The sequence below is a fragment of the Serratia sp. D1N4 genome (genome assembly GCF_054552755.1).
On record NZ_CM137274.1, the window covers coordinates 3,566,681 to 3,592,982 of the forward strand.

General features: G+C 51.8%; 22 protein-coding genes. 9 read left to right on the plus strand and 13 right to left on the minus strand.

The genetic code is table 11. From position 1 onward, the window contains the following. Positions 1-69 precede the first annotated feature (69 nt). Complete coding sequence (locus ACX1CU_RS15880; protein ID WP_459399235.1) at positions 70-621, plus strand: GNAT family N-acetyltransferase; 552 nt, start codon at positions 70-72, stop codon at positions 619-621. A gap of 138 nt (positions 622-759) precedes the next feature. Here ACX1CU_RS15880 and ompX read toward each other — a convergent pair whose 3' ends face one another. After that, positions 760-1,278, minus strand: coding sequence for an outer membrane protein OmpX (ompX, locus tag ACX1CU_RS15885; RefSeq protein ID WP_459399236.1), 519 nt, complete (start codon positions 1,276-1,278; stop codon positions 760-762). Positions 1,279-1,676: 398 nt separating this feature from the next. On the opposite strand from ompX, the gene rhtA reads away from it, so the two are divergent. After that, positions 1,677-2,564: a threonine/homoserine exporter RhtA gene (gene rhtA / locus ACX1CU_RS15890; RefSeq protein ID WP_459399237.1), complete on the plus strand. Its 888-nt coding sequence runs from the start codon at positions 1,677-1,679 to the stop codon at positions 2,562-2,564. A 214-nt stretch (positions 2,565-2,778) separates the two neighbouring features. Then, positions 2,779-3,246: an N-acetylneuraminate anomerase gene (nanQ, locus tag ACX1CU_RS15895; protein ID WP_459399238.1), complete on the plus strand. Its 468-nt coding sequence runs from the start codon at positions 2,779-2,781 to the stop codon at positions 3,244-3,246. A gap of 44 nt (positions 3,247-3,290) precedes the next feature. Here the strand turns inward: nanQ and ACX1CU_RS15900 are convergent, their stop codons facing one another. Then, positions 3,291-4,496 (minus strand): aldose 1-epimerase family protein, encoded by a 1,206-nt coding sequence (locus tag ACX1CU_RS15900; protein ID WP_459399239.1) that lies wholly within the window; start codon positions 4,494-4,496, stop codon positions 3,291-3,293. Positions 4,497-4,775: 279 nt separating this feature from the next. Beyond that, positions 4,776-5,309, minus strand: coding sequence for a shikimate kinase (locus ACX1CU_RS15905; RefSeq protein ID WP_459399240.1), 534 nt, complete (start codon positions 5,307-5,309; stop codon positions 4,776-4,778). Between the two features lie 532 nt (positions 5,310-5,841). Here ACX1CU_RS15905 and glnH point away from each other — a divergent pair. The 3 genes from glnH (at position 5,842) to glnQ (ending at position 8,069) form a co-directional block, all read left to right on the plus strand. Beyond that, entirely contained in the window at positions 5,842-6,585 is a 744-nt protein-coding gene (glnH, locus tag ACX1CU_RS15910) for a glutamine ABC transporter substrate-binding protein GlnH (RefSeq protein WP_459399241.1), read from the plus strand. A gap of 105 nt (positions 6,586-6,690) precedes the next feature. After that, positions 6,691-7,350, plus strand: a complete 660-nt coding sequence (gene glnP / locus ACX1CU_RS15915) for a glutamine ABC transporter permease GlnP (protein ID WP_459399242.1) — start codon at positions 6,691-6,693, stop codon at positions 7,348-7,350. Then, on the plus strand, positions 7,347-8,069 hold the full coding sequence (gene glnQ / locus ACX1CU_RS15920; RefSeq protein WP_459399243.1) for a glutamine ABC transporter ATP-binding protein GlnQ: 723 nt from the start codon (positions 7,347-7,349) through the stop codon (positions 8,067-8,069). The genes glnP and glnQ overlap by 4 nt, the downstream gene beginning before the upstream one ends. Before the next feature lie 45 nt (positions 8,070-8,114). Here the strand turns inward: glnQ and rlmF are convergent, their stop codons facing one another. Continuing rightward, on the minus strand, positions 8,115-9,077 hold the full coding sequence (gene rlmF, locus ACX1CU_RS15925) for a 23S rRNA (adenine(1618)-N(6))-methyltransferase RlmF (protein ID WP_459399244.1): 963 nt from the start codon (positions 9,075-9,077) through the stop codon (positions 8,115-8,117). Between the two features lie 133 nt (positions 9,078-9,210). On the opposite strand from rlmF, the gene ACX1CU_RS15930 reads away from it, so the two are divergent. Next, on the plus strand, positions 9,211-9,849 hold the full coding sequence (locus tag ACX1CU_RS15930) for a flavin reductase family protein (RefSeq protein WP_459399245.1): 639 nt from the start codon (positions 9,211-9,213) through the stop codon (positions 9,847-9,849). 48 nt (positions 9,850-9,897) lie between these two features. Here the strand turns inward: ACX1CU_RS15930 and ACX1CU_RS15935 are convergent, their stop codons facing one another. The 9 genes from ACX1CU_RS15935 to ACX1CU_RS15975 form a co-directional block, all read right to left on the minus strand. Continuing rightward, positions 9,898-10,914 carry a glycosyl hydrolase family 8 gene (locus tag ACX1CU_RS15935; protein ID WP_459399246.1) on the minus strand — a complete coding sequence of 339 codons (1,017 nt, stop codon included), beginning with the start codon at positions 10,912-10,914 and terminating at the stop codon, positions 9,898-9,900. A gap of 11 nt (positions 10,915-10,925) precedes the next feature. Next, on the minus strand, positions 10,926-11,405 hold the full coding sequence (bcsD, locus tag ACX1CU_RS15940; protein WP_459399247.1) for a cellulose biosynthesis protein BcsD: 480 nt from the start codon (positions 11,403-11,405) through the stop codon (positions 10,926-10,928). Between the two features lie 2 nt (positions 11,406-11,407). After that, positions 11,408-15,448: a cellulose biosynthesis protein BcsC gene (locus ACX1CU_RS15945; protein WP_459399248.1), complete on the minus strand. Its 4,041-nt coding sequence runs from the start codon at positions 15,446-15,448 to the stop codon at positions 11,408-11,410. Between the two features lie 36 nt (positions 15,449-15,484). Continuing rightward, entirely contained in the window at positions 15,485-17,917 is a 2,433-nt protein-coding gene (gene bcsB / locus ACX1CU_RS15950) for a cellulose biosynthesis cyclic di-GMP-binding regulatory protein BcsB (RefSeq protein ID WP_459399249.1), read from the minus strand. After that, complete coding sequence (bcsA, locus tag ACX1CU_RS15955; protein WP_459399250.1) at positions 17,914-20,037, minus strand: UDP-forming cellulose synthase catalytic subunit; 2,124 nt, start codon at positions 20,035-20,037, stop codon at positions 17,914-17,916. The genes bcsB and bcsA overlap by 4 nt, the downstream gene beginning before the upstream one ends. 20 nt (positions 20,038-20,057) lie before the next feature. Next, complete coding sequence (gene bcsQ / locus ACX1CU_RS15960; protein WP_459399251.1) at positions 20,058-20,861, minus strand: cellulose biosynthesis protein BcsQ; 804 nt, start codon at positions 20,859-20,861, stop codon at positions 20,058-20,060. Further along, a complete protein-coding gene (locus ACX1CU_RS15965; RefSeq protein ID WP_459399252.1) occupies positions 20,852-21,355 on the minus strand; it encodes a hypothetical protein in 504 nt (167 codons plus the stop codon). Before ACX1CU_RS15965 ends, bcsQ begins: the two co-directional genes overlap by 10 nt. Positions 21,356-21,794: 439 nt before the next feature. Then, positions 21,795-22,748, minus strand: coding sequence for a DNA-binding protein YbiB (ybiB, locus tag ACX1CU_RS15970; RefSeq protein ID WP_459402835.1), 954 nt, complete (start codon positions 22,746-22,748; stop codon positions 21,795-21,797). A 153-nt stretch (positions 22,749-22,901) separates the two neighbouring features. Continuing rightward, on the minus strand, positions 22,902-23,534 hold the full coding sequence (locus ACX1CU_RS15975; RefSeq protein ID WP_459399253.1) for an FMN-binding negative transcriptional regulator: 633 nt from the start codon (positions 23,532-23,534) through the stop codon (positions 22,902-22,904). 132 nt (positions 23,535-23,666) lie between these two features. Between ACX1CU_RS15975 and ACX1CU_RS15980 the strand changes: the two genes are divergently transcribed. Both ACX1CU_RS15980 and ACX1CU_RS15985 read left to right on the plus strand, forming a co-directional pair. Further along, positions 23,667-24,209, plus strand: a complete 543-nt coding sequence (locus ACX1CU_RS15980; RefSeq protein ID WP_459399254.1) for a LemA family protein — start codon at positions 23,667-23,669, stop codon at positions 24,207-24,209. A 4-nt stretch (positions 24,210-24,213) separates the two neighbouring features. Further along, positions 24,214-26,274 (plus strand): DUF2207 domain-containing protein, encoded by a 2,061-nt coding sequence (locus tag ACX1CU_RS15985; protein ID WP_459399255.1) that lies wholly within the window; start codon positions 24,214-24,216, stop codon positions 26,272-26,274. Positions 26,275-26,302 lie beyond the last annotated feature (28 nt).

A 26,302-nucleotide genomic window follows, 5' to 3' on the forward strand; every position in this document is an offset into this window, starting at 1 on the left:
AGGTAAATTAATGGGGCGAATCTATTCGCCCCTACGCTTAAGCCACATCCCTTGTTCAGGAAGATTATCATGACCCCCATCACTACCGCACCAACGCTGATTACCGAACGCCTGATACTGGATGCCCACCGGCGAGAGGATTTTGCCGATCTGGCGGCCATGTGGGCCGATCCTGCCGTTGTTCGCTATATCGGCGGCACACCGCGCAGCCAGGAAGACAGTTGGGGCCGCCTGTTGCGTTACATTGGCCACTGGCAATTGTTAGGTTACGGTTATTGGGCGGTACGTGAAAAAGTCAGTGGCAACTATATTGGCGATATTGGTTTTGCCGATTTTCATCGCGAGATCGATCCCGCGCTGGATGCGCCAGAAATGGGTTGGGTGCTGAACTCCGCCGCTCAGGGTAAAGGCTATGGCACCGAAGCACTGCTGGCCGCGCTGGCTTGGGCAACAGATCATTTCCCGCAGGGGAAAACGGTCTGCATTATCTCGCCAGAAAACCGTCCGTCGCTTGGGCTGGCCAAAAAGGCTGGCTTTGTGGAAAACCACCGCAGTGAGTATCACCAACGACCCGTTGTGGTGATGCAGCGATGGCTAATGCCGAGCTCGATCTCTCATTAACGCCCGTCTGCACCCACCAGCGCTGAGTAAATCCCCCCTTTTATATAATTTTTCGGTAAAAAAAATCCGCCCAGAGGCGGATTTTTCAACAGGTGCAGCATAAGGCCACACGCTCACGCCCAACGGCGTGGATAAAACTTAGAAGCGGTAACCAGCACCAACCATCCAAGTACCAACGTCAACGCTACGGATGCGGCTCTGCTCGTAACCGAAGTCCAGAGCAACTTGTTGCATTGGGTTGAATTGCAGACCTGCGCCGTAAGAGAAACCGTAATCGCTGGTGCTGTTGTTGTTAGAACCGTCTTTAGCGTTGCTGGTGAATTTACCGTAACCCACACCGATCACGCCATAGATGCTTGCCCAGTCGTTGAAACGGTAAGCAGGACCAGCAGTGATGCCGCTGTACTGAACTTTATCGTAGAAACCGCTTTCAGTACCGTTCTTTTCCAGATGGGTAAAGGAACCGATCACACCCAGCGGGCTATTGTCGTACTCGTAACGGTATTTCAGGTTGAAACCATCGGCTTTGTTAGCAACGCCTTGGAAATCACCATGAGCATAACCAGCGGACACAGTGCTCTCACCGGCGAATGCGGTACCGGCGCTAACTGCTAATACACAAGCTGCTACTGCGGAAAGACATGCAATTTTTTTCATAAACCACCTCAAACACGTTTTATTATTAAGTACTACCATTTGTTCATACATTGAAAATATAGCAAAAATCAGCGTGAAACTCTGCCTTTAAAACAGTGTCTAAAGCTTTGTATCGTGTAACAGAAAATTACAAGAACACTGCATACGTTTAATTTGCCTATATTTTCAATCGCATCCTACGCGTTTTTGTGACAAAAATCACCTATTCAATCGTGATAAAACGTTTGAGGTGAGGTTATTTCTTACACATTAGCTCAATCTCTGTGCAAAATTTTGACAGTTTCACTGCGATAACATGCTTTTCTCAGACACCTCGACACCAATTCATTTACACTTACGCTCACCTGTTTTCGTTATGCTTTCTCAAGAGTTGGGAAGCCCCCACAAGGCTTGAATGGATGTCTTCTTCTGCCACTGCTAAAGCGTCTTCCACGCTGCTGCCTGTTTGCTTGCTTATCATCGCGATGATTTCGATCCAGAGCGGTGCTTCGCTGGCGAAAAGCCTGTTCCCGCTGGTGGGTGCCGAAGGGATCACCACCCTGCGCCTGGGCATCGGTACGTTGATTCTGTTTATCATCTTCCGCCCTTGGCGGATGCGTTTTGCTGCCGGCAGCCGTCTACCGTTGTTGATCTATGGCCTGTCGCTGGGCGCAATGAATTACCTGTTTTACCTTTCCCTGCGCACAGTTCCGCTCGGCATCGCCGTGGCGCTGGAGTTTACCGGCCCGCTGGCGGTGGCGATGTTTTCTTCACGCCGCCCTGTGGATTTTGTCTGGGTGGCACTGGCGGTTATCGGCCTGGCGTTCCTGTTGCCGTTCGGCCACGACATGGGCAGTATCGATCTCCTCGGTGCCGCATGCGCTCTGGGTGCCGGTGCCTGTTGGGCGGTATACATTATCTTCGGCCAGAGAGCCGGGGGAGATCACGGGCCTGGCACCGTGGCTGTCGGGTCGTTAGTCGCGGCCATCGTGTTTTGCCCAATCGGTGCCTGGCAGGCCGGTAGCGCGCTGCTGAACGTGGATATTCTGCCTGTGGCGCTAGCCGTAGCCATTCTCTCTACCGCACTACCTTATTCGCTGGAAATTATCGCGCTACCAAGAATCCCTGCACGCACCTTTGGTACGCTGATGAGCCTGGAACCCGCGTTGGCCGCGCTTTCGGGCATGATCTTTCTCAACGAGCATCTCACCAATGTGCAATGGCTGGCACTGGCCGCCATTATTGCCGCTTCAATAGGTGCGACCTTGACCATTAAACCCAAGCCGCAGATTGAGAGCCTCTCTTAACCTTTTGCTGCGGGAAAATAAATCCTGATTCTGTTGCATGATTGCAATCGGCTTAACTGTTTTTGAATTTGACAATGGACATACTTGCAGCAGGACCTTTGTGGTAATTTTCTAATTTCATTACGTTATATGCCCAAGAGCTTGCAAGTTGCGCCAACAACAACGACGCCGCAGCTTAGAGAAGGGAGGGTATAATTCATTACGGAGAATCAGGATGATATACGGTAGTTTGTACAATCCCCGCTTTGGACGCGGCCTTTCACCCGTTTTAGCCAATATCCTCAATACCGTTCGCCAATACGACTTACCCGGCCTAGCGCTGGGGCGGCACGAGATCGATGGCGACCGCGTTTTTATGAATGTGATGGAAGTAGTGACAGAACCCGCTGAAAGCAAACGCGCAGAGATTCACCAGGAGTATCTGGACATTCAAATTCTGATCGGTGGCGAGGAAAGGATTGACTATGGTCTGCCAGGCAGTTGGGATAGCGATGACCCCTACGATGCCAGTAAAGACCTGCAAATGCTGGACATCAAACGCAGCCCGCAAATTTTAAACCTCACCCCCGGTATGTATGTGATTTTCTTCCCGCTGGAACCGCATAAGCCCGGATGCCAGGTGCATGGGGCAAAAAACATCAAGAAAGTGGTGGTGAAAGTGCATTACGAGTTACTGCTGTAGCGGTATTGAGCCGGTCGGTTGGCCGGCTCACTCCCCTTTGGAAATTACTCGACAGCAATCGGGGTTTCCACCAGTTTCACCTCACGATCGCCCTGCAACGTTTTGATCTTGTTCTGGTACTCTTTCACCTTTTCAGCACTGTTCAGCAAGGTGTAGGTCAGTTCGAAATCGGTGCTCTGCCCCGGCTGCAACTGTTTGATGCGCCCCTGCTCACGCTCAATTTTTACCGGATAGGCATAGCTGGTGCCCGGTTCAATACCGGTCACATAGCCTTGACGATCGGCATCGGTATTTTTCCACAACGTCAGCACCGGCAGTTGGTGGGTATCAAAACCAATTGCCACGCCGCGATCGCCATTCTTGTTGTTCATCATCGCCAGGGTTTTCCCCTGAGCATCGGCGTACGGCACGATATTGAACACCATTTCGTCGAAGCCTTTGGTCGGCCCCAGATAGGTATGCCAATCCTTCAGGCCACTCTTGGCATAATCATTAAACGGTGAGATCTCTTTGATTGCCGCGCTAAATGTCGCCCCTTGCTCCAGCAAAGGTTTCCCGAAGTTGCTGTGATAAATGATCTGGTAATCACGTGGATAGTCGGCGCGGTTGGTCAGGCGATCGTGAACCGTGAACTGTTGGGTTCCGGGTACATAGCGCAATTCAGTCCAGGTTTCTAAATTGCTTTTCTTGAAGGTATTCTCCTTCAGCAAACCGCGAATGCGAACTTCATAAGGCGCTTTTTCGCCAATCTCCACCACTACTTTCGAGGCTGGAGTATTACCGGCACGGCCATGCAGCGTGTACAGCGTGCCGTTCTCCACGCCTGGGTGCCCGGTCCATTCATAACCGCAACGCACCATCATTTCGTTGAAACCGTCTAGCCAACCCAAGCCATTACGGCTTTCCAGGTTGATATAGGCCGGGTTGACCACCTCATCCACCGGTGAATCCCACCCCAACCTGACGCCTGAGCCGTTCACGTGCAAGATATCCATACCGCGTGTCGGGCTGAGAGCAATGGTCAACCCAGGGCTAGTCAGAGTGATCACCTTGGAGCCTTCCTGCTTGCCACCATGCAATACTTGCTGCTGTAAGCTGAAGCTTGGCCCCGGAATGTTCAGCTTCTGGCTGTTTATCTGCCAGTTGCCCAATTCAATACCGTTTTCACCGTCGGTCAACACGATAGTCTGTGCACCGGCATATCCAGAAATCAAAGAGATAGCAATCGCAACTGCAACAAGCTTTTTCATTTATCAATCCTTTTTGTCTAGCTGAATGGTTTTAGCTAATGCCGTTACAAAGTAGATTTTATGCTCAGATTAAAATGCGAGATGGGTCACTTTTCCCATGGTGCGTTTATGGATAACGTGAATTTTTTAGCCACTATCACGTTTACTAGTGAAATGATTTTTATACTTGCAGAATAATTTGATTTTGATCGTGATTGTCACGCAAGAAAGCTGAAGTATTTCAGCTAGAGCAAGCGGTGTAATGAAAGCGCTCAGCTAAAGCTGAAACGATAAAGCCAATTAAGGTAGGTTAGCGAGAAAGGTGGCCGTTTCAGCAGGTGAGCGCAGGCGGATAAAACGAATGCGGCGGTTACCGGTATCCTGCATTTCAGCCAGATACTTTCTACGATTTCGGTGATAGGTCTTTAACGTCCACCAGAGGATCGATTCCCGGCTGAAGAAGGAACGACGGAAACTCTCGCAGTTTCCGGTTCCAGGCCACAATTCAGTCTGCCGCCAAGACCGCAGTATCGCTCGGCGCACGGCTTGCCACAGCGTGCGACAGAAACCGTAATCCACCCAGACCACCCAGTCGACTTCGCGCCACTTGATCGCTTTGGTGCGGGTATAGTTGCCATCAAGCACCCAGCCCGCAGCGGCTTCTGCCAACGCCGCGTTAACCCGCGCCAGAAACTCGTCGCCGTGTGTCCCTTGCCAGTCAGGCCGCCAGTAGAGCCTGTCCATTTCGATATAAGGCACCGCCAGTTTTTGCGCCAACTGACGCGCCACGGTGCTTTTACCACTGCCGCTGGTGCCCACTACGTTAACTTTCATCTCTTTGGCCTGCTTGTTGGAGGGCAGGAAATTTTATCGGAGTGGTCATTCGCTATCAATATGGATCCACAAAGGAAAATACCACGCGAGAATAAGCACTTGTGGGCCATTTTCCGCTGGCTTTTCTTTTATCTGAAGCCTGGATTGTATAATAAACAACCCACATTACACTGAAAGGTGGGCGGCTATATCCGATCCCATTTGCCGTGCGGTTCGAACATTCCTGCACCAGAGATAAACATGTTGCAGGGGCAAAGTTAGAGTTAGTTATCAATATTGAAGCATAACTGTTAATTATAGGTTGTTTCACACCCATTCTTTGGTTAATGATAGCCCGGCGCACCATAGTAGTTACATTGCACCTTTTTGGTGCCCAATAATGGTGCATAATAATAAGATATATCCTTCTGGATATAATATTACGACATAACCATTTGTTTTTGAAATGATTGCAAACTTGGCACGATTCTTCCATAGCACTAAATGCAACATAAAAAATGGGTAATCCGCAACCTGTACAGGAATTCCTCTCATGAAGTCAATTTTTAAAGTTTCCCTGGCCGCACTTTCCCTGGCCTTCGCCGTAAGCTCCCACGCCGCAGACAAACTGGTTGTCGCCACTGACACCGCTTTCGTTCCATTCGAATTCAAGCAGGGTGACCAATATGTTGGCTTTGATATCGACCTTTGGGCCGCAATCGCCAAAGAGCTGAAGCTGGATTACACCCTGAAGCCAATGGACTTCAGCGGCATCATTCCTGCGCTGCAAACCAAGAATATCGATCTGGCTCTGGCCGGGATCACCATCACCGACGAACGTAAGAAAGCGATCGACTTCTCCGATGGCTATTACAAGAGCGGCCTGCTGTTGATGGTTAATGCTAATAACGATAGCGTGAAAAGCATTGCCGATCTGGATGGCAAAGTAGTGGCGGTGAAGAGCGGTACCGGTTCAGTGGATTACGCCAAGCAGCACATCAAAACCAAAGACCTGCGTCAGTTCCCGAACATCGACAACGCCTATATGGAACTGGGTACCCAGCGTGCTGATGCCGTATTGCACGACACGCCAAACATCCTGTACTTCATCAAAACCGCTGGCGCTGGCAAGTTCAAAACCGTAGGCGAATCGCTGGAAGCTCAGCAATATGGCATCGCATTCCCGAAAGGCAGCGACGAGCTGCGTGAAAAAGTGAACGCCGCGCTGAAAACCCTGCGTGACAACGGCACCTACAACGAAATCTACAAAAAATGGTTTGGTACCGAGCCTAAATAATTGATTAAATTGGTTAGTCATTAAGTTAAGCACAGGGGAGGTGTACCCACCCCTGCGCTTTGTTGTATCTGATTCCCTCATTTGGGATCACCGGGAGAAAATACCATGCAGTTCGATTGGAGTGCCATCTGGCCTGCCATCCCCATTCTGTTAGAAGGCGCCAAAATGACCCTGTGGATTTCGGTCCTCGGTCTGATTGGTGGCCTGTTCATCGGCCTGGTTGCCGGTTTTGCCCGTACCTACGGCGGTTGGATTGCCAACCACGTGGCGCTGGTGTTCATTGAAGTGATTCGCGGTACGCCGATTGTGGTACAGGTGATGTTTATCTACTTCGCCTTGCCGATGGCGTTCAGCAATTTACGCATTGATCCGCTCAGCGCCGCCGTGGTGACCATCATGATCAACTCCGGTGCCTATATTGCGGAAATCACTCGCGGTGCGGTGCTGTCGATCCACAGCGGTTTCCGCGAAGCGGGTTTGGCGCTGGGGCTGTCGCGCCGTGAAACCATCCGCTATGTGATCATGCCGCTGGCGCTGCGCCGTATGCTGCCGCCGCTGGGTAACCAGTGGATCATCAGTATTAAGGACACGTCGCTGTTTATCGTGATTGGCGTGGCGGAACTGACCCGTCAGGGCCAGGAGATTATTGCCGGTAACTTCCGCGCGCTGGAAATCTGGAGCGCCGTGGCAGTTATTTATCTGATTATTACCCTGGTGCTGAGCTTCGTTCTGCGTCGGCTGGAAAGAAGGATGAAAATCCTGTGATTGAATTTAAAAACGTCTCCAAGCACTTTGGCCCAACCCAGGTGCTGCACAATATCGACCTGAATATTACCCAGGGCGAAGTGGTCGTGATTATCGGGCCTTCCGGCTCCGGCAAATCCACCCTGCTGCGCTGCATCAATAAGCTGGAAGAAATCACCAGCGGTGAATTGATCGTCGATGGCCTGAAGGTTAACGATCCGAAAGTGGACGATCGCCTGATCCGCCAGGAAGCGGGCATGGTTTTCCAACAGTTCTACCTGTTCCCGCATCTGACCGCGCTGGAAAACGTGGCTTTCGGCCCGACCCGCGTACGTGGTCTGAAAAAGGCCGATGCTGAAAAGCTGGCACGTGAACTGTTGGCGAAGGTTGGGTTGGCCGAGCGTGCTCACCACTACCCTTCCGAGCTTTCCGGCGGCCAGCAGCAGCGCGTGGCAATTGCCCGTGCGTTGGCGGTGAAGCCGAAAATGATGTTGTTCGATGAGCCTACCTCGGCCCTCGACCCGGAATTGCGCCACGAAGTGTTGAAGGTGATGCAGGATCTGGCAGAAGAAGGCATGACGATGGTGATCGTCACGCACGAAGTGGGCTTTGCTGAAAAAGTGGCCTCACGCCTGATCTTTATCGATAAAGGGCGAATCGCCGAAGATGGCAACCCACACGATCTGATCAACCACCCACCAAGCCCGCGCCTGCGCGAGTTCCTGCAACACGTTTCCTGATCGATTACAGCAAACCAGCGGGCACTCAACGTGCCCGCTTTTTTATTACCAACGTTCTGCCGCCCAAGCGGCTTGCTGCTCGCTGTTCTGGAAGGTCCAGGCCACAAAGCGGCTGATCTTCTGCCCCTGAGCCATTTCGATGGTGCGTACCTCAACCGCCCCGGCCTGCTTTAGCGCAGCGTAGATCGCCGGTAACGTGGTGTTCTTGGAAATCAGCGAAGTAAACCACAGGCAGTTTTGCGCTTTGCTGACGCTCTCTTCCACCATCTTGCGCACAAAGGCTTCTTCCCCACCTTCGCACCATAATTCATTATTCTTGCCGCCAAAGTTTTGCACCGGTTTATCCGCCACCTCCCCCTTGCCCAGTTTGTGCAGCTTGCGGCGCGTACTGGCGCGCGCTTCCTGTTCAGAACCATGAAACGGCGGATTGCACAGCGTGGCATCAAAACGTTCCGCAACGCCAATGATGCCGGTGAAAATAAACTCCGGCTGCTTTTGCTGACGCAGGCGTACCGTGTTCTTCAGCGTCGGGTTCATGGCGACAATCATTTTGGCTGCATTCAAAGAAACCGGATCGGTTTCCGAACCAGTAAAACGCCAGCCGTATTCGCGCTGGCCAACAATAGGGTAAATACAGTTGGCACCGACGCCGACATCCAGGATTGCCACCCCTTTGCCACGTGGGATCTCGCCCCCGTTGCTGGTTGCCAGCAGATCGGCCAGATGATGCACGTAGTCGGCACGCCCAGGAATTGGCGGGCAGAGATAGTCGGCAGGAATGTCCCAGTGCTCAATGCCGTAAAAATGCTGCAACAACGCCCGGTTAAGCATTTTTACCGCCGCCGGATCGGCGAAATCTACCGAGATATCGCCCCAGGCATTGGGTTTCACAAAAGGTTCCAGCGCCGGGCAACTGGCAATCAACGCCGGGAAATCATAGCGTGAACGATGGCGATTGCGCGGGTGCAGGCCGCTTTTCTGCTGCGGGAAGCTTTTCTTTTTTTCCACCGTGGAGGGCTCTCTGAAAGGGTTTTCTGGCGCGTAAGATAGCACAAAGCCCGCTAAAAAGAGCGGCAAGGCGCTTGCAGCCGGGGTGAAAAACGTCAAAATGGAGTCTTGCCCCCTCCCTACAAGAGCGATTATGAGCAGCACACCGCGTTATTACTATGAACCCGCCGCAGGCCATGGCTTGGCGCACGATCCGCTGAACGCCATCGTCGGCCCACGCCCGATTGGCTGGATTTCCTCCCTCAGTGCCGCAGGCCAACGCAATCTGGCCCCTTACAGCTTCTTCAACTGCTTCAACTATCGCCCGCCAATCATCGGTTTTGCCAGCACCGGCTGGAAAGACAGCGTTGCCAACATCGTGGAAACCGGTGAGTTTGTGTGGAACCTGACAACGCGGCCATTGGCAGAGGCCATGAACAACAGCTCGGCGTCATTGCCGCGCGGTGAAGACGAATTTGCCTTCGCCGGATTAACGCCAATCCCTGGGCGACGCGTAAAAGCAGAGCTGGTCGCGGAAAGCCCGGTGAATTTTGAATGCCGCTTAACGCAGTGCATTCAGTTGCAAAATGCCGCTGGGGGAAACATCGAAACCTGGCTGATCTTGGGGGAAGTGGTGGCGGTGCATATTGACCCGGCGCTGCTGGATGAACATGGCGTTTACCAAACCGCAGCCGCACAGCCGGTACTGCGCGCCGGAGGCCCTACTGCCTATTACGGCATCTCCGAACAACACCGCTTTGATCTGGTGCGCCCGGATGTACGTAAACCCTAGAGCTCAGCGTTCAGCCTGCTGCCATTACAGGCTGAACACTCAGCAGAGTTAACGCTGGCTGGCCACCGACCAATAGGTCAGCAGATACAAGCTGGCAGAATAATAATCTTCGTCAGCGGCCAAACGGTTGGTTAATTGTCCTCCGGCACCCAACACCAGATCCCTGACCGCCATCATGCCGGGGCTTTGGTTATATCCGGCACGCGCACCGCTCATCACATCAACCCAAGCGGGAACGGCTTGATGATCATAGCCCTGCCAGAACCTGACAAAAGGGGCGAGCGCCGGGTTATTGTCCTGATACCAGTGGATATATAAGGGAATGCGCACCGCATCAAACCCGAAACGGGCCGGCCAGCCATTCGCCGGGGCCACTCGCCCGTCGGCAAATAATGTGACCCAATCCGTCGGGATCCGCGCTTTACCAAATGACATTTTATTGATTAAAGCCAGGCCATCGTCACTCAGGTTTTTCCACACCAGCAGATGCGTGTATTCGTAAAATGCTTCCCAAGCTGGAAAAGCAAAATAGGACGGATTCACGGTTATCGAGTTAGCTTGCTTAAAACCGGTGACGCCCGGCAGCAAAACGTTATAACCGGCATATTTTACCAGCGTATTCCGCAGCAATGACCGCTGTATGTCAGAAGAGCTCCTGAGATACTCCTGGATATTCCATTTTTTCCCTGCCTCTAACAATGCCCAGGCGATAAAAATATCGCCATCGGTGGCATTGTTTTTATCCGCTATTGGAACGGCTTTGCCAGGTTCATAACGCCAGGAAAACAGCCCGATATCTTTGCGGTACAACGTCGCATTAGTCCATTGCCACATACTGTCAAAAGCCTGCCGGTCATTATTATATACCGCCAGCAACATGGCATAACCCTGCCCTTCGGTATGGCTGATGTTATTATTGCCGGTATCAACCACTCGTCCATCAGGTAATAAAAATCGCTGTTTATACTGTGCCCAACCGCTATCTTCTGCAAGGGTGCAGAAGGAAAACAATAACCCTGTCAGCACAACCAATATTCTGATCCAACCCTGAGGATATTTCGCCAAAACATTCACCTTTATTGCCCATTTCTGTAGCTAAACACCAAGGTACGCTCTTCAGATTGGTGGCTTTGGCGCAGAGAAACATGGGGCGCGCCGCCCTGAGCCTGCAACCAGGTTGCATACGCCCCTTCCAGCACGGTCGCAAAAGACAGGTTCCACATCGGCTCATTGTCAGGTTCCGGCGCCTGCGGATAAGCATAATGCGTCAGCACTATTTCCTGCTCACTTGCCTCAACCTGTACCATCCCCCAATCGAAATGGCCCAGCACCGCATTGATACCGTCCTCAAGTTCACCCACCGTTTGTGCATCGGGTAAAGGTGTTTTCTCCGCCAGATGACTCCCCATCAAACGTAGAAAATCGCGACCATCCACATCATCGGCAGAAGCAAAAATGCCAGTGAAAATCACGTCTGTCAGGCTTTGCCAACCCGGCTTAAACTGCTGGCGACGATAATAATCGAGTTCATAGGACGCATTATTAATATCTTGCATGGTTATTTCCCATCTAACAGATATTTAAAATAGAGCAAAGCAGAGCTCTCGGAATAGCTGCCGAAAGTGTCATAACCCAACTGCCCTCCGACCAACATAGCTGGCGTAACCTTATAAGTTCCCCCAGCTTTCACACTGTAGCCAATACCGCTTTTATCTTCAGCGGCATACATGGCTTCTTTACCATAGCCTTGGCTGACTAAGCCCTCTAATTGTGACTGGAGATCAGGGTCATTGGGGAAATACTCGCTTTCTTTACTGTGATAAGACTGATAACCCACGTTTCCACCCAGCATATAAGTGAAATCATTCTGCTTCTTGGTAAATTCAACCGGCAGCGAGATACTGATATAATCCTGCGGGCTGAAATATCCCCCCTGACCATAGCTGAAATAACTCAGGTTCTTGTCAAAGTTCATATAATTGACGTTGACGCCAACTTTCAGCTCATCTTCATCATCTTTATAAGGGCGAATATAAGCCCCTAAAATCGCATTGATACTTTTGTTGCTGGCAACATTATCACCCATATAGCTGTAATAACCCGCCCCGCCATAAGCACCGACAGTACCATCATCGAATCCCAGATTCAGGCTACCGCCGTTCTTGGTGACTGCCCCCCATTTTTTGCCGGTGATGACATCCTCAGTACCAACATAAGAGAGCAGGCTATCGGCAACCGCCCGCCGCTCAATCGTCATATCCAACGTTGAGTGAGCACCGACTTTGGGCGACCACTTCAAGCCACCAATGACCGAACTGATCCCTGTACCAAGAGGCGTACTGCCTACATCCACTTTGTAACTGTCGCCGCTCAGAGCCAACGCCAATTCAACGCCGGTTTCCTGCTGTTGCCCTGGGGAATCAGCATAGAAGTCATTAGGGTTATATTTCTGCGGCTGAGTGATCTGGCCATCAAGCAATTGCTTATCCGCATAGGCTTGTTCCTGCGCAATCGTCGCAGCATCACATTCTGCCGAGGTAGAGTCGATCGAGCACAGATGATCTCGCGTTGCATGAATTTCCTGATAACGCAGGTCGGCTGCTTGCGCTGCGGCAATTGAATTCTGCGAGGCAATAATCGATGCCTGCGTCGCCGCCTCTACGGCCTTGGCCTGTTGCAAAGCACCGGTACCAAAGCGAACATTGGCGCTGTTAGACGGGGTGCCTGACTTCAGCATCACCGGGGTCACATTAAAGGTGACTCGCCCATTATCGATTGGCATACCCGACACGCTGATTGGGCTTTTTATTTCCGTAATATTACTGAGCCCGCTCTCGCCGCTGCTGTTATCACGCAGCGCAAGATTTCCCTGTACCCAGGTCGCCGTTTTGTTTTGCACCTCATCCATTAACTGCTCGATCTGCTGCAACGTAGGATTCTTGGCTACGGCTATGGTTCCCGGTAAGCGTGGTGCGCCAGTCGCGTAACTGCCAGCAAGGCCAGGTGCCGCTACCTGCCAAGGTAACACCTCACCATAGGCAGAAGGTGTAGTGCTCAGGTTGGATGGCGAAAATGTCTGCCCGGCGAAGGGGTTATCGGCCATTCTCAGCCCGCCGATCATTGCCGCCTGCCCGCTACCTGCCTGGGTGCTCACGCCATTTAAGCGGCTTTTCGCTTCGCGTAGAAGGGACATGGCTTGCGTGTAATTGCCATCAGCATTGGCAACGCGAGCGGCGAGCAGCAGTTGATCTGATGTTTTTACCGCCGGTAATCCACCGACCAACTGTTTAGCTTTGCTGACGTCCCCATCAGCCAAAGCAATACCGGCAGCACCTTCACGTGCTCCCTGATTCAGGCTGTTGCGGCTCAGTAGATAGTTATAGACCTGCCCGGCTTCCTTATTCATTTTACCGGATTGATAGAGACGCCCCATGGCTAACATGAGGTCGGCATTTTGCGGGTCGCTCTGCAGTGCCGCGATCAATTTGTCATAGGCGGCACCATATTGCCCTTGCAGACGCAGTTTATCGGCTTCATTGATCACGCCACCGCTGCGTAACTGACCAATCTCTCTTGTAGAACTTTTTGCCAGCAATGCCGGATTGTTCAACCATGCATCGGCTTCCTGGCTTAACCCGGCCTGATTAAGCACCGCGATCTGAGCAGCATAATCGCCAGCGCTGCCTTTAACCCCGCGGCGCATATTCTCACGCACCAGTTGCACCGCCGTAGAGGTATCACCAACCGCCATCAGATCTTTAGCCAACTCCCCTAACGCTGCCGGCTCAGTTGGCGGCTTTTGCGCCATCTGGCGCAGGATCACGGCTGCACTGGCGGTATTGCCCTGGCGAAGGTAGTTTTCGGCAGTGGCACGCTGCTGATTGACGGAGGCCACTGCGGCTAATTCCCGCATATCACGAGTCTGCTTCGAGGCCGGAATGCGCGCCATCAGCGTAGAAACGTTCAGCCAGTCATTGCGCTCAGAAGCAAACAAGGCAGCAGCGTAGAGCCCGTCTGTCGGGGCTCCCATCTGCATCATGGGGGAAATCAAGGTTTGCGCCTGAAGCTCTTGCCCTTGTTTATACAGAATGCGCGCCATATCCAAACGTACCCAAACGTTCGATGGCTGTTTTTCCAAAGCCTGTTGCAAAATCATCAGCGCACGCGGGGCATCATTGCTCTGCACCGCCAAGGCGGCCTCTTTACGCAATGGCTCGACGTTAACACCCGCAACCGCCTGCATAACTTTAGGCCGTAGATTGGCCGGGATCGTCTGCAGAACCAGTTCTGCCTCTTTCGTCTTGTTACGCTGTTGCAGTAACAGATAATAGAGCCCCAGCTTCGCATCATTATTCTGCGGGTTCTGCGCCAGCAACCCGCGATAATCCTGTTCTGCCGCCGCGAAATCCCCTTTTCTACGGGAAACGTCCGCTCGGAACAGCGTAATGGCATTGCCTTTATCGCCCGTAGCATTGACCAGCGGCGCGGTAAGAGCCAAAGCCTCGTCCAGCCTACCCGCACTGACCGCCTGCTTGGCTTTGGCTAATGAGCCATAGAGATTGGCATCCTGGGCTAAGGCGCTCCACTGTGCACTTTGCGGGCCGCCCTGTTTCGCTGCCTGAGTGAGATAACTCTCCGCTTGGCTGAAGTCACCGCTGCGCATAGCGGTAAACCCCATGCCTGCCAAGGCATCCCGGTCATTAGGGTCACTGGCCAGAATACTTTCGAATTGGCTCTTCGCTCCCCCCAACTCCCCTTTATTCAGTTCGGCGTACCCGGCACTCTTCGCGGCTCCGGCAATATTCTGCTGGTAATAGGCCGCAACGGCTTTATCTGCCGGATGCCGTTGCTGATAGGCATCGTACAGTGGCTTATCAGAAGGTTGCGGTGCCAACCACAGCAGAGCCTGCTTCAAGCCCTGATCGGCATCAGCATTGGTAGGAGCAATGGTAGCCAGCAGATTTATCCCGTCCCGGCGAGTCGACTCCTGATAAGTCATGACTTTCCCCAGCACCACCTGGGTTTGAGAGTCGCTGGGCTGCAAAGCCAGGCGCTGCTTCAGGCCATCAATCGCTTCCTGCCTGCCCGCAGGCGTTCCCGCCAAAGTGAGGTAATACTCATTGGCCAGGTTGTCTAACGGGGTTTTGCCATTAAAAATGGCCTGATAACTGGCAATCGCCTGGGGGAAATTCCCCTTCGCCGCATACTGCCGAGCCTGAGCCAACAAATTCTTAGCCGCTGGCGACTGGGCCACAGTATTGCCATCAAGCGCCTTCAGGCGCGGATCGTTGGGCGCTACAGTGCCCAGTTTCTTCCGCCATAGTTCAGCCTTGGCCTTATCTCCGCCCTGCATGGCATACAAAGACAACAGGTACATCGCCTCGGTATTGTTCTCATCCATCAGCAGAACTTTCTGCAAAGCCCCCTGGGCCAGATCGTCATGAGATTTATCATGCCAATATGCGGCCTGTTCAAAGAGGGCTTTCAGCGCCGGATTGCTGTCATCGGCCATCGCAGAGACTGAGAATACCGTCAAACCGGCCAAAGAGACCGAGTACAGTTTCTTTTTCAGCAATAAGTTCAATTGGTTATACTCCATGGACAGCTCCTGTATAACTCTGGGGCGAGACATGTTTTAATTTTCATCTTCTGCATCTCTCCCTAAACGTTTGGCTGCATGTCTTCTTAACAGAACATAAAGACTCAACCCCAACACCACGGAAATCACTAAGCCAACCAGAGACAAAAGCACCACGTGTTTACTGGCGTACCAGATCAAGATCAGATACCAAGGAAGCTCGCCGCTAGGGAACTGAGCGCCAACCTGAAAACTGTTCACGCCGTTCTGATCGGTAATCACCGCCAGATCGCCACGGATCCCGGCGTTAATCTTCAATGATTTCAAGTCAGTATAAATCTTGCTCATCCCACCATCATCGGTAGCACTGACCACCACCACCACCCGCTGCGGATCCCAAGCGGAGCGGAAGCTGAAGAAACCACGCCAGTCAGAGAGTGAGGACAGGTAGCGATCCGCATCGATGCCTTGCGTCTGCCAGTTGCCTTTCAGGTAGGCTTGCAGTTTTTCCCTCATTGGCTGTGGCTTAACCGTCAGCGCCCCACTGGGATCGAGGGCAAACGGCACATTTTGCAGCAGCCGCTGATAAAACGCTGACTGGACCAGCGAGGCCACCACCAGCACATCCCGCCCCTTGAATTCAGGATCGTCCACTTCATTGCCTTTCAACCCGAATCTGATGTCGGCATTGCTGATGGCATTTCCGGTGGCAGCGCCTGCCCGAGCCGTCAGATTAAGCAAAGCCCGAATCTCATTTATAGTCGGTTTTTCAGCTAATAACAGGACGGTCTGAGAAAAATCAGCCAGCCTGGTGAATGGGAAGGTGGCACCAACGTAATAAGAAAGGTTTGGCAGCTCGGTGAAATGATACGTTTTACTCAGATCAATGTAAGAATCGGGGCCGATACGGCTCTTGATGCTGTCGCTGTCTGCGGGATTACAAGAGGAGCTATCTTTAGGCACGATAGAAAAATAGAGCTCCAGCATGTTATCGCCGTAAATCAGATAGGGTGGCAAAGGCAGGCTGTAGCTCTCTTGGCGGGTATCCCCACCAAATTCGCGCCACAGCAGTTCCAGCAACCCCGATTTATTTACCGGCAAGTTACGTAAAAAAGTTCCGTTCAGCGTAGCACTCAACTGTGACTTACTTTCATCAATCCAACTATCGGTAGGGAAACGGTAATTGATTTGCAGCGGGACGTTTCTGCCGTCCCAGATAAACAGGTCCGGTGCCGCGCGGAAAGCAATGCGCACCGCGTCATGAGAGACACCGCTGACGGTCAGTTCATCAACATCCGCCACCAACTCACTAAATTTGACCGGATGAGTGGTGTTGATCCAACGCGGGGCATCATAAGGAAGACGCAAAGGGATCGTCACCGGTTTCACCGCCAACAGTGGCGTTTTCTCTGGCAACGGCTGGCTGACCAGGCGGTAGGCAGCCTGACGCATCTCGGCGCTGCTATTCCCCATCACCAGCAACAGCTTATAAACCGGGTTCAGCGGATTATCGATAACCTGAAGCGTGGGGCCATCGGCCTGCGGTAACGTCAATTCGCCAATCTGCTCCCCTGGTCGGGCGAAAATAATCCCGTTGTGCTCAGGAAGTGCATCCTGTAATACCTGAAAATCAAGATTGTCATGACGCGTTAATATACCCAGGTAAGAACTGACCATCGCCGCTGCGCCGACATCCTCTGGCCTTTTGGCCTGGCTGAAGACGATATTCACCACCGAAGGTTGCATAGCCTGGGGATCGAAAAATGGGCGCGGGAAACGGCCAAGGTTTTGGCCGATATTCAACACCTGACCTTCCATCTGCAAACGGCTGGTCGGCAACACTTTTATCCAGTATTTATTGGAGACGCCTTTTTCACACAGCATGGCGGCGTCATTGCTATTTTTAATACTGAAACTCAAATTGTTATGCGCCACTACCATGGCTGCCGGGATAGAGACTTTATAGGTCACTTTGGCCTGATGAAGTTTGTTCAGCAAATGCTGGCTCAGAGGTTGCCCGTTAAGCATCAGATGCAGTTCGGTATCCCCCTCCATCAAAGCAGGTGAGACTTCAATATCCAGCAACAGGTTGGCAGCGGTCACCACCGAATCCAACGGCAAGGTAAACGTAATCCCCGATTGCGGCTGCCAGTTGCTCAGCGTTAATCCAGCCGGTTGCCCCATGTCGGTAATGCTGATAGTCGATTCAACCGACTGATTTAAAGCAGCTTGAGCTAGAGCGGGTTGTACCGCAGAACCATCAGCCGGAGTGCTCTCTGCGGCGGTTTGATCCCCACTCTCCGGCACCCCTTCTGGCTGAACAGGGGGATCAACCGGCCGGGGTAACAGCGGCAAGCCCTGAATTTCGCTGCTAGGTGGAGCGGGAACCACAGGTTCCGCCGCCTTCAATGAATCAGACAGGCAGAACCACAAAAACAGACTGCTTGCCAGAACCATGGCGGTTGGTAGCGTTCTTCCCACTACACTCATATTATTTGTTCCTTTTCCTGGCTCTGTTTTACATCAGGCTGGTTCTTACGCCGCTGTTTCTTTGCCCGGCGATCCTGCCAAGAGAAATAGAACAACTCAAAAATACAGCGAAGGATCCCAAGGAATGAACGCAATGGCCGATCGGGCGCATGGGGCTTATCACGGATCCAGGCATCAGCCCTGGCCAGAACCACTCTCACCAGTTCTCGGCGTTTTTCGATCGGCAGTTCCTGAAACATCAGCCGGGTAACCGACTTATCGACATCAATCACTTCCACCGGGAAAGAGACGACGCCAGATTTCAGGGCCAGCTCAACTTCTTCAATGGGATCATCCAGAAAACGCTCATCCGGAGTTTTGAGCCTGACCCCGCCCATTGAAAGATCCAGCGTCTCGGTACGCATCGCTGCACCGCTGGCAAAATGGAGAACGGCAGGAATGGTGGCATCAACACGGATAGTTTTTCTGACCTGGCGTGTTTCCCGCGCCACCGCAATGGAAGCGAGCAGTATAATCATACTGAAACTGGCCCAGCCGATATTCAGCATAATAACCTGGGGGTTTGCACCATAGTGTTCGGGCATAAACAGGCGAATAACACCCCATGTGACACCCAAAAGCAGCAGCGATACGGCAATAATGTGTGGCCGCACAATATGGAAGTCAAAATAGTTATCGTCCAGCAATGCCCCTTTATCCGTTACGTTGAACTTGCCATGTTTTGGCGAAATCATCGCCAGCATGGTAGGAATAACCAGATGGAAACACATGACGGTTTCATAGACTTCCCCCCAGAATGAATAACGGTATCGGCCCGTTGCTCTGGAGTTGATATAAATCGACATCACCAAATGAGGTAACACGTAAGCGAAAATTAATCCCGCCGATGACGCAATAATGTTCAGGTTGAACAACAGATAAATCAACGGTGCGGTACAGAATATCACCCTAGGCAAACCGTATTGAAAATGCAGCATGGCATTCAAATAACACAAACGCTGCTGCCAGGTCAGGCCGCGCCCAAATAGAGGATTGTCTACCCGGAAAATTTGCGTCATTCCGCGCGCCCAGCGAGTTCGCTGTACCACATGCAGCCCCAGACGCTCTGTCGCCAGACCCGCGGCCAGAGGAAGTGCCAGGAAAGCCGAGCCCCATCCCAGACGCTGCATTTTCAGTGCAGTATGGGCATCTTCGGTAACGGTTTCAACAGCAAATCCGCCCACTTCCTCCAACGCCGTCCGGCGGATAACCGCACAGGAACCGCAGAAGAACGTCGCGTTCCAGTTGTCATTACCTTGCTGTACCGGCCCGTAAAACAGTGCCCCTTCGTTAGGCACTTTGCTCGCTTCAGATAAGTTGCGCTCGAAAGGATCGGGCGAATAAAAATAGTGCGGGGTCTGGATCAGTGCCAAGCGCCCATCAATCAAAAAGCTGCCAACCGTGGCCTGCAAAAAAGCCCGGGTGGCTACGTGGTCACAGTCAAACACCGTAATCAATTCACCCTGAGTCACCTTCATTGCACTATTAAGGTTGCCCGCTTTGGCATGCTTGTTGTCATTTCTGGTGATATATCCCACACCAGCGTCGGCGCAAAATACGGCAAACTCATTACGTTTACCGTCATCAAGCACATAAATCTTCATCTTGTCTTTGGGATAATCAATGCACTGTGCTGCCAGCACCGTATCACGCACCACATCCATGCTTTCGTTATAGGTAGGAATATAAATATCCACCGTCGGCCAGAGTGAAACATCATCAGGCAACGGTTCAATGGTTCTTTTTAATGACCAGGTGGTCTGTATATAGCCAAACAGCAAAATAACCAAAGCGTACAACTCGGTCATAAACAAGGCGATCCCCAGCACTGCTTCCAGGGTCGAATTGAAATGCAGGGTTTCTGTCGCACGCCAATATATGTAACGCAATGACATCAGCGTTGACATGACGATCATGATCAGGGTGATTTTTTTACTTTTACTCACCCCGAGAATAAATACGATGGCGATACAAATGAAACCAAAGATGTATTGATTATCACTGCTCATTGGCACAATGATAATAAGAACAATCAAGGGTAAGGCCAACAGCAGTAAGAAAGAAAAAAGTAATTTATTCATAGCTGACCAAACTGTCCTTACTAAGAACCATAAATAGACGCAGTATGATGATAAGAACCATCTCCCACACTCAGCCCTAAAATAACTGCTACTTTTTTACTAATTTGATCAAGATCGAATGCGGCCGCCGAAACAGGACTGATGTCCATTATCGCGCGCTGTGATGCGTTGGCTTCAGGTACACACTCATCGCGATGAATCGTGCCCAACAATTTATTCTGTAAGCGCTGCTCAAAAAAATGCGTGACGTCCCTGCTCAGAGTGCGTCTCATATCACTCTGATTAACCACATAATACTCGCCCATTTTATTATTGAGCGGTTTGTTCATAAACTTATGCTGTTCGATAAGCGGCAGCAGGCTGAGAGAGGCAGTATCGGCCAACAGGACAAAGATGCGCATGTCTGCCACTGCTTCCATGGCTTTTAGCGCAGCATTACGGCCCGGAGGCATATCGGCAATCACCACCATATCTGGAATTTGAAGTACTGCGCTGAGGCCACGCTGAATGAACATCGGTTCATTCATCAGGTTATCCTCAAACAGGATCCTCTCGTTTTCTGTCACTTCACCGCAGGGTAAAAGAAACAGGTTTGGCCCGACTTTGAGGATAAATTGACTCCAATCAGACAAAGTTCCTGATTGAGCAACAAAGCCGCGATTATCGGCAATAGGTACGCCAAAATGCAGGCGCAAGGCATTCTGCGAATCAAAATCCACCACTAACACCTTACTGCCGCTACGAGCCAAAGCATAAGCCAGATTAGCGGCAACGGTAGTTTTCCCTACCCCTCCCTTGGGAGAACAAACGCAGACTAACGGCATGAGGCAATCATCTCTAAAAGTGGCTTGAGTAACGTATCACGGCCAGTATTTCCAGCAGAAGGCGTTTTCTTGCTGAACATTTTTTTAAAACGTTTAGTATCCAGCGGTTGAGAAGACGGCGGCGCAGAGGAGACTACCGGTGCTGCAAACTGTTCAGATCTATTTGGCTCAGAAACCGGAGGGATCGTCTGTTTAAAATCATGGGAAGCATGCCTAGGCAATGCTTGATTTTGGGTTGGAGCAACATTCGGCTGCGAGGGTTGATTCAAACTCAATGACGGAGCAGGAGAGAATTCGGTGGCGCTCACCGGCGTCGGTTGCATGCTGCGCTCGATGCCAGAAGAAATACCATTACCCCCTTCAGCCACCTGCTCAACGATAGCCCAACGGTGCAGAGCCGATGAGCCATCGTCCTTAGGAAATTCTTTATAATCAATATCTTTCATATTGATTTTATTTTTGAACTGCTGAACATCATCATATTTGCTCATCATCCATACCTATAAGATTAGACTTCGCATTCTATGCAATGCATGCAAATAGCCCATGCTGAAAATGTGATTCACCATCCCAAATACGCATACATTACTGCACAAGCATTTAAGAGCCCCTTCTCATGCGTTTTAGATATATTAGTCTGCGAACCCTGTTTTACAACATTGAATGATTCAACGCTGGGGGATTTCTCTTCGTCAGGTAGATGTATTTCGAGTTTCATCAGGCAGATACCCCCTACTACCCCAAAATGGCTTTTTGAGTGTAATCCACTTTTGTAAAGTTATACACCTGCGTTTTTAAAGTTTTCTTGCCGATAAACCATAGAACACCGCAAATACCGTCTCAATTCACCATTATTTGACGTTGCTCCCAGAGCCTTACCGTATCTCAGCTCATTTTTCGGCACTGGGTGCGCAAAAATAATAGGTGATTTTCTCAGCGCAGGCGGGCCAACCCCTCATCCAGAGTCTTCACCTCACCGGTTGCCAGCAGGCAACAGGCGATCTGCCGAGAGATGGGTTCTGGGATCGCTACCTCACCCGCTAGGCAGCGTTCAATCCAGCGTGCAGTGGTTTCCGCATCTTTAGCCGCAGGCAGCTCAACCGGAACATCCTGCTGCGGCCGCTCCAACAGAATCCGTTGTTCGCCATCAACGATATAATGAATCTGTGGGCCACGCTGTGGATTGGCGTAGGCTTCACCTTCCGTACCCTGCATCAGCAAGCCACGCGCGCCGATCTGACGGAAAAACGACGCCACACGCCCAACGTATTCCGGGTGTGAAACGCTGGCAAGACGCAGCACGTCTTCATCAGCAAACGGCGTGGCCAATTTAGCCAAGGTGTGGGCGCTATTACGCACGCCCATCCTCCAGCGTAGATCAAGCTGGGCTTCCATTGGGGTGGAAAGCGCAGATATTGGGATAAAGACCGGCTGACCGCTCTCCAACCGCTGCTGTGCATGACAAGAGTCTTCAGACCACGGCACGCCAAGCAGGCGGAAAATTTCCGCACTGGTGACGCGCGTATTATCATTCAACACGCCATGCACCACGACCGGTAACCCTACTCGAGCCAGCAACAAAGCCAGCAACGGGGTCAAGTTAGCCTGTTTGCGCGCGCCATTGTAGCTCGGTAACACCACCGGCATCGGGCGGCCTTGAGGTTTCTGCAAGCGCATCACCCGCTGCTGCATCGCCTGATAGAAACCGAGCATTTCAGCCTCGGCCTCTCCTTTGATACGCATGGCGATCAGTATGCCGCCCAATTCCAATTCTGGGACATCTCCCGCCAGCATCGCCTGATAAAGCTGAAACGCGGTTTCCCGATCCAGATCGCGTGCATGATTCTTGCCACGACCTATTTCTTTAATAATTTTGGTGTAATCCATCATTCAGTTCCGCAGTACTCTAAATAATTCGAGTCGCATGTAGGCGAGAGTTGCAAGATGCATAGGCCACTATGTGGCGGGTGCGAACGGACGCAGCCAACACCCAGGCAACTCGTAGTATGACGAGTATGATTCATTTCGCCATAGCATAACTTATTCACGACACCGCTCAACCTCATCGGCCAACTGCTGCTGCGCGCTGTCACCTGCCCGCAGCCCGGCGATCACACCGCTGACATCTTCAGCATTACGGTTCTGGCTCATTTTCCATTTGCCCTCCCGCCGCGTAACAACAATTTCAATCCCGACGATGCCCTTCATTTGGCCAGCAATATAGTTGGCAGGGGCATCGTCAATGCTCCAGGGTTCCGGCTGTTTACTTTCGTGTAAGTTCGTCAGCCCGTCTAACTGCTGACGCAGCCAGAGCGGATCATCCGTCACCCTTGGCACGCCCCACATCTGCACCGCAGCATAATTCCAGGTTGGCACCACTTTGCCGTTCTGGCGTTTGCTTTCATACCAGCCCGGCGAGATATAACCTTCCGCCCCCTGAAACACCACCAGGCACTCCTGCGCCGTTTGCAGCGCCTGCCAATGAGGGTTGGCACGTGCCACATGGGCTCTCAATGTCACCTGCCCTTGTGGATCAACATAGGCAAGAAAAGGCACCGGATCCGCCAACAGCCCCTGAGAACCGTAGCTGATTAACAGCCCCAGCGGGTTGGCACGCACTAATGCCAGTTGGGTTTCGAAATCGTCTTCACGGAATGAGGCGGGTTGATACATGGCGGATAACGTCCTTATCATCAAGAGAGTTTTTATATATGTATCACGATTTACCGCAGATACTCGAGTGAGATAATATCCATAGACATTCCAAGGAATTATGTTGCTTCTGCCAAATATGGATTGAAAAAAATGGAAATTTATATCGGTTTAGCCGTCATTGCTGCGGTAGCGATCTGGGTAATCATCACCTATAACCGCTTTATCTCCCTGCGCCGTTTCAAAGATGAAGCCTGGAGCGGGATTGCGGTGCAACTCAAGCGCCGCCACGATCTTGCACCGAATCTGTTGAGCCTGGTTAAACGCTACGCCCAGCACGAGAAAGAGTTACTGGAAGAAATCACCCGCCAACGTAGCAACCTTATGGGCAACACGCGCCAGATTGCCGAGAACGAGCGGCAATATTCCGGCACTCTGGGGCGTATCTTTGCCCTGGCAGAAGCCTATCCAGAGCTGAAGGCCAACGAGAATTTCCTGTCTCTGCAACAATCCCTCGCGGAAATAGAAGAACAGTTGCAGATGGCGCGTCGTTATTTCAACAGTACGGTGCGCGATTTCAATATTCTGGTGGAATCTTTCCCAAGCTTACTGCTGGCCCGCGCCTTCAATTTTAACGTGGACGCATTTTTTGAGCTTGAGGACCCTGAAGATGCCAAGTTACCACGGATGGAATAACCGAATGGCAAGCTGGCTTAGTAGAGGATTGCGCTTTTTCTGGCTGTTTTTGGTGTTTGCTGTAGGGAGCGTTCAGGCTGCAAGCAATAATATTGACATCAGCGTCGCAGCAGCAAGTGAGAGCGAGGCACCGCATCCTTCAGGCCTCGTACGTGCTTATGAGCATATTTTATCGTTCGATGCCCGTGCGCGTTTTAATACCGACGGCAGCATGCTGATGAGCGAAAGCATCAAAGTGCTGTCTCTGGGCCAACAAATACGCCGGGGGATTTTCCGTACGCTGCCGTTAAGCTGGAACCGGCAGGACGGTAAAATTTTCAGCGTCGACTACCAGATCAAGAACGTCTTACGCGATGGCGTAGCCGAACCTTTCAGCGTAGTTAAAGAAGGAAAAACGCTCACCGTCCGCATTGGCAATGCTGAACATTTCTTGGAACCCGGCATTTACAACTATGAGATCCAGTACCAAATTCGTAACCACTTCAGCCGCTTCCCCGATTGGGATGAGCTTTACTGGAACGTGACCGGCAACGACTGGGCATATCCCATCACTAAAGCCAGCTTTCATCTGGAACTGCCCGAAGCCAGCGCATTTTTGAACAGCGCAGGTAAAGACTCGCGGTTGCGATCCATTGATATCTATACCGGTATGCGGGGTGCCAAAGGGCAAAATGCTCGGATCCTGCCCGATGGCAGCGTGCGAACCGTGCAACCGCTAAAACAGGGCGAAGGGCTGACCGTCGCCTACACCTGGCCACGCAGCATTCTTGCCAGCGCGCCAGCACCGGAAGCCGCTTCACCGTTGGTGCACTTGTTGTTACCAACCGCGAAAACCAGCGCATTATGGATACCAGCGTTTCTTCTGGTCGGTTACTACCTGCTTTGGTGGCGTAAGAATGTGACTGCCACCGGGTTGAAAATGCCGCCAATTGTGCCGCTGTACGCGCTCCCTGCCGATATGTCGCCGGGTTATCTGCGCTATATCACTCGGCGTAAGTACGATGACGTTGCTTTCAGTAGCGATCTGCTGAACCTCGTGGCTAAACGCGCGGTGGCTATTAAGGTAAAACAAACTCAAGCGAAAGGATTCTGGTTTGCCAAAGGCCGTACTGTGGAAGAACAGTGGTTATCGCTACAGTCCGATGAAAGTAGCGAGCGGTTAAATGCTAATGACAAAAAGTTGCTAAGTACGCTGTTTATCAGTAATCGCAAAAACATTAATCTCAGCAAGGCCTATCAGCGGCCAATGCAGAACGCCCGTAAGGAGTTGGAGCAACGCTGTAAAGAGCAGCGGGATCTATTATTCAGTAAATGGGCTAAACCTCTACGGCACGGCATATACCTCATGCTGCTGGTACCCGTTATCTGCGGCTCGCTATTCAACCTTGGCGTGGCAATAGTCACCATTCCAGCCTTATTGCTCTTGTTATTAGGTATGACATTACTTTCTTTACCGCTGAGATTCTTATTTAGCCCGAGGAAAATATTGAATACCTGGGGCGGTATCCCGCTGTTTCTAGCGCTGGTATTTGGGCCTTTCACCACCTTTTTTAGTGGCATTTTCATGTTTGCCATGTTGCCTTTGACGCAATTTCCTGCTGGGTACGTTGGTGCTCTGCTGGCCGCGATCCTGCTCTGCATGATCTTTTTCTGTGCAGTACCGCGTTACACACAGCAAGGGTTGAATCATTTAGCCACGGCCCAAGGGTTGAAACTGTACCTTGGCGCGGCAGAAAAACATCGCTATCAGGCACTTTACCCGCCCGACAAACTGGTTTCCCACTTTGAACGTATGCTCCCTTATGCGTTGGCGCTCGGTGTGGGTAAAACCTGGGCAAATACCTTCGCGCAATACCTAAGCAGCACCGGGGCCATGTCGGAGGTGTTTGCCAATGCGGATTGGGATAACGTGCATCACTTCAGCCAATCCTGCCGTTCATCCTCTATGGCAACCCCCACCAGCCGTTCAGGCTCGAGTTCGAGCTCAGGTTCCAGTGGTTCGGGTTCTTCCGGCGGCGGATCGTCAGGGGGCGGTTCTGGTGGAGGTGGAGGCGGCGGCTGGTAAAAATTGCGCCACGCCAAAATAAAGCGGC

What these genes read in the sequence shown, in the direction of transcription:
- ACX1CU_RS15880 (WP_459399235.1), top strand. Translation starts at nt 70, where the DNA reads ATGACCCCCATCACTACCGCACCAACGCTGATTACCGAACGCCTGATA.
- ompX (WP_459399236.1), bottom strand. Translation starts at nt 1,278, where the DNA reads ATGAAAAAAATTGCATGTCTTTCCGCAGTAGCAGCTTGTGTATTAGCA.
- rhtA (WP_459399237.1), top strand. Translation starts at nt 1,677, where the DNA reads ATGTCTTCTTCTGCCACTGCTAAAGCGTCTTCCACGCTGCTGCCTGTT.
- nanQ (WP_459399238.1), top strand. Translation starts at nt 2,779, where the DNA reads ATGATATACGGTAGTTTGTACAATCCCCGCTTTGGACGCGGCCTTTCA.
- ACX1CU_RS15900 (WP_459399239.1), bottom strand. Translation starts at nt 4,496, where the DNA reads ATGAAAAAGCTTGTTGCAGTTGCGATTGCTATCTCTTTGATTTCTGGA.
- ACX1CU_RS15905 (WP_459399240.1), bottom strand. Translation starts at nt 5,309, where the DNA reads ATGAAAGTTAACGTAGTGGGCACCAGCGGCAGTGGTAAAAGCACCGTG.
- glnH (WP_459399241.1), top strand. Translation starts at nt 5,842, where the DNA reads ATGAAGTCAATTTTTAAAGTTTCCCTGGCCGCACTTTCCCTGGCCTTC.
- glnP (WP_459399242.1), top strand. Translation starts at nt 6,691, where the DNA reads ATGCAGTTCGATTGGAGTGCCATCTGGCCTGCCATCCCCATTCTGTTA.
- ACX1CU_RS15930 (WP_459399245.1), top strand. Translation starts at nt 9,211, where the DNA reads ATGAGCAGCACACCGCGTTATTACTATGAACCCGCCGCAGGCCATGGC.
- bcsD (WP_459399247.1), bottom strand. Translation starts at nt 11,405, where the DNA reads ATGCAAGATATTAATAATGCGTCCTATGAACTCGATTATTATCGTCGC.
- ACX1CU_RS15945 (WP_459399248.1), bottom strand. Translation starts at nt 15,448, where the DNA reads ATGGAGTATAACCAATTGAACTTATTGCTGAAAAAGAAACTGTACTCG.
- bcsB (WP_459399249.1), bottom strand. Translation starts at nt 17,917, where the DNA reads ATGAGTGTAGTGGGAAGAACGCTACCAACCGCCATGGTTCTGGCAAGC.
- bcsA (WP_459399250.1), bottom strand. Translation starts at nt 20,037, where the DNA reads ATGAATAAATTACTTTTTTCTTTCTTACTGCTGTTGGCCTTACCCTTG.
- bcsQ (WP_459399251.1), bottom strand. Translation starts at nt 20,861, where the DNA reads ATGCCGTTAGTCTGCGTTTGTTCTCCCAAGGGAGGGGTAGGGAAAACT.
- ACX1CU_RS15965 (WP_459399252.1), bottom strand. Translation starts at nt 21,355, where the DNA reads ATGATGAGCAAATATGATGATGTTCAGCAGTTCAAAAATAAAATCAAT.
- ybiB (WP_459402835.1), bottom strand. Translation starts at nt 22,748, where the DNA reads ATGGATTACACCAAAATTATTAAAGAAATAGGTCGTGGCAAGAATCAT.
- ACX1CU_RS15975 (WP_459399253.1), bottom strand. Translation starts at nt 23,534, where the DNA reads ATGTATCAACCCGCCTCATTCCGTGAAGACGATTTCGAAACCCAACTG.
- ACX1CU_RS15980 (WP_459399254.1), top strand. Translation starts at nt 23,667, where the DNA reads ATGGAAATTTATATCGGTTTAGCCGTCATTGCTGCGGTAGCGATCTGG.
- ACX1CU_RS15985 (WP_459399255.1), top strand. Translation starts at nt 24,214, where the DNA reads ATGGCAAGCTGGCTTAGTAGAGGATTGCGCTTTTTCTGGCTGTTTTTG.